The 3,242-nt window shown below is 52.7% G+C and carries 2 rRNA genes; both read right to left on the bottom strand.

The features are described 5' to 3' along the window. Nucleotides 1-7: 7 nt before the first annotated feature. Nucleotides 8-123 (bottom strand): 5S ribosomal RNA (rrf, locus tag FEK43_RS13155). A 95-nt stretch (nucleotides 124-218) separates the two neighbouring features. Continuing rightward, nucleotides 219-3,120: ribosomal RNA gene (locus FEK43_RS13150) — 23S ribosomal RNA — on the bottom strand. Nucleotides 3,121-3,242: the final 122 nt, after the last annotated feature.

Raw genomic sequence — 3,242 nt, 5'->3', positions numbered from 1 at the left:
ATTTGATGCCTGGCAGTTCCCTACTCTCGCATGGGGAGACCCCACACTACCATCGGCGCTACGGCGTTTCACTTCTGAGTTCGGCATGGGGTCAGGTGGGACCACCGCGCTACGGCCGCCAGGCAAATTCTGTTTTATTAACCCGCTTATGCCGGTTAATTTAATCTGTATCAGGCTGAAAATCTTCTCTCAATCCGCCAAAACATCTTCGGCGTTGTAAGGTTAAGCCTCACGGTTCATTAGTACCGGTTAGCTCAACGCATCGCTGCGCTTACACACCCGGCCTATCAACGTCGTCGTCTTCAACGTTCCTTCAGGACTCTTAAAGAGTCAGGGAGAACTCATCTCGGGGCAAGTTTCGTGCTTAGATGCTTTCAGCACTTATCTCTTCCGCATTTAGCTACCGGGCAGTGCCATTGGCATGACAACCCGAACACCAGTGATGCGTCCACTCCGGTCCTCTCGTACTAGGAGCAGCCCCCCTCAGTTCTCCAGCGCCCACGGCAGATAGGGACCGAACTGTCTCACGACGTTCTAAACCCAGCTCGCGTACCACTTTAAATGGCGAACAGCCATACCCTTGGGACCTACTTCAGCCCCAGGATGTGATGAGCCGACATCGAGGTGCCAAACACCGCCGTCGATATGAACTCTTGGGCGGTATCAGCCTGTTATCCCCGGAGTACCTTTTATCCGTTGAGCGATGGCCCTTCCATTCAGAACCACCGGATCACTATGACCTGCTTTCGCACCTGCTCGCGCCGTCACGCTCGCAGTCAAGCTGGCTTATGCCATTGCACTAACCTCCTGATGTCCGACCAGGATTAGCCAACCTTCGTGCTCCTCCGTTACTCTTTAGGAGGAGACCGCCCCAGTCAAACTACCCACCAGACACTGTCCGCAACCCGGATCACGGGTCTACGTTAGAACATCAAACATTAAAGGGTGGTATTTCAAGGTCGGCTCCATGCAGACTGGCGTCCACACTTCAAAGCCTCCCACCTATCCTACACATCAAGGCTCAATGTTCAGTGTCAAGCTATAGTAAAGGTTCACGGGGTCTTTCCGTCTTGCCGCGGGTACACTGCATCTTCACAGCGAGTTCAATTTCACTGAGTCTCGGGTGGAGACAGCCTGGCCATCATTACGCCATTCGTGCAGGTCGGAACTTACCCGACAAGGAATTTCGCTACCTTAGGACCGTTATAGTTACGGCCGCCGTTTACCGGGGCTTCGATCAAGAGCTTCGCTTGCGCTGACCCCATCAATTAACCTTCCGGCACCGGGCAGGCGTCACACCGTATACGTCCACTTTCGTGTTTGCACAGTGCTGTGTTTTTAATAAACAGTTGCAGCCAGCTGGTATCTTCGACTGATTTCAGCTCCACGAGCAAGTCGCTTCACCTACATATCAGCGTGCCTTCTCCCGAAGTTACGGCACCATTTTGCCTAGTTCCTTCACCCGAGTTCTCTCAAGCGCCTTGGTATTCTCTACCTGACCACCTGTGTCGGTTTGGGGTACGATTTGATGTTACCTGATGCTTAGAGGCTTTTCCTGGAAGCAGGGCATTTGTTGCTTCAGCACCGTAGTGCCTCGTCATCACGCCTCAGCCTTGATTTTCCGGATTTGCCTGGAAAACCAGCCTACACGCTTAAACCGGGACAACCGTCGCCCGGCCAACATAGCCTTCTCCGTCCCCCCTTCGCAGTAACACCAAGTACAGGAATATTAACCTGTTTCCCATCGACTACGCCTTTCGGCCTCGCCTTAGGGGTCGACTCACCCTGCCCCGATTAACGTTGGACAGGAACCCTTGGTCTTCCGGCGAGCGGGCTTTTCACCCGCTTTATCGTTACTTATGTCAGCATTCGCACTTCTGATACCTCCAGCAACCCTCACAGGCCACCTTCGCAGGCTTACAGAACGCTCCCCTACCCAACAACACATAGTGTCGCTGCCGCAGCTTCGGTGCATGGTTTAGCCCCGTTACATCTTCCGCGCAGGCCGACTCGACCAGTGAGCTATTACGCTTTCTTTAAATGATGGCTGCTTCTAAGCCAACATCCTGGCTGTCTGGGCCTTCCCACATCGTTTCCCACTTAACCATGACTTTGGGACCTTAGCTGGCGGTCTGGGTTGTTTCCCTCTTCACGACGGACGTTAGCACCCGCCGTGTGTCTCCCGTGATAACATTCTCCGGTATTCGCAGTTTGCATCGGGTTGGTAAGTCGGGATGACCCCCTTGCCGAAACAGTGCTCTACCCCCGGAGATGAATTCACGAGGCGCTACCTAAATAGCTTTCGGGGAGAACCAGCTATCTCCCGGTTTGATTGGCCTTTCACCCCCAGCCACAAGTCATCCGCTAATTTTTCAACATTAGTCGGTTCGGTCCTCCAGTTAGTGTTACCCAACCTTCAACCTGCCCATGGCTAGATCACCGGGTTTCGGGTCTATACCCTGCAACTTAACGCCCAGTTAAGACTCGGTTTCCCTTCGGCTCCCCTATTCGGTTAACCTTGCTACAGAATATAAGTCGCTGACCCATTATACAAAAGGTACGCAGTCACCCCATAAAGAGGCTCCCACTGCTTGTACGTACACGGTTTCAGGTTCTTTTTCACTCCCCTCGCCGGGGTTCTTTTCGCCTTTCCCTCACGGTACTGGTTCACTATCGGTCAGTCAGGAGTATTTAGCCTTGGAGGATGGTCCCCCCATATTCAGACAGGATACCACGTGTCCCGCCCTACTCATCGAGCTCACAGCATGTGCATTTTTGTGTACGGGGCTGTCACCCTGTATCGCGCGCCTTTCCAGACGCTTCCACTAACACACACACTGATTCAGGCTCTGGGCTGCTCCCCGTTCGCTCGCCGCTACTGGGGGAATCTCGGTTGATTTCTTTTCCTCGGGGTACTTAGATGTTTCAGTTCCCCCGGTTCGCCTCATTAACCTATGGATTCAGTTAATGATAGTGTGACGAATCACACTGGGTTTCCCCATTCGGAAATCGCCGGTTATAACGGTTCATATCACCTTACCGACGCTTATCGCAGATTAGCACGTCCTTCATCGCCTCTGACTGCCAGGGCATCCACCGTGTACGCTTAGTCGCTTAACCTCACAACCCGAAGATGTTTCTTGCGACTCATCATCGTGTTGCGAAAATTTGAGAGACTCACGAACAACTTTCGTTGTTCAGTGTTTCAATTTTCAGCTTGATCCAGATTTTTAAAGAGCAAA

It is taken from the genome of Escherichia sp. E2562 (genome assembly GCF_005781075.1).
Lineage (GTDB): Bacteria > Pseudomonadota > Gammaproteobacteria > Enterobacterales > Enterobacteriaceae > Escherichia.
The sequence above is the reverse complement of the archived record's forward strand: the minus strand, read 5'-3'. Positions and strand labels throughout refer to the sequence as shown.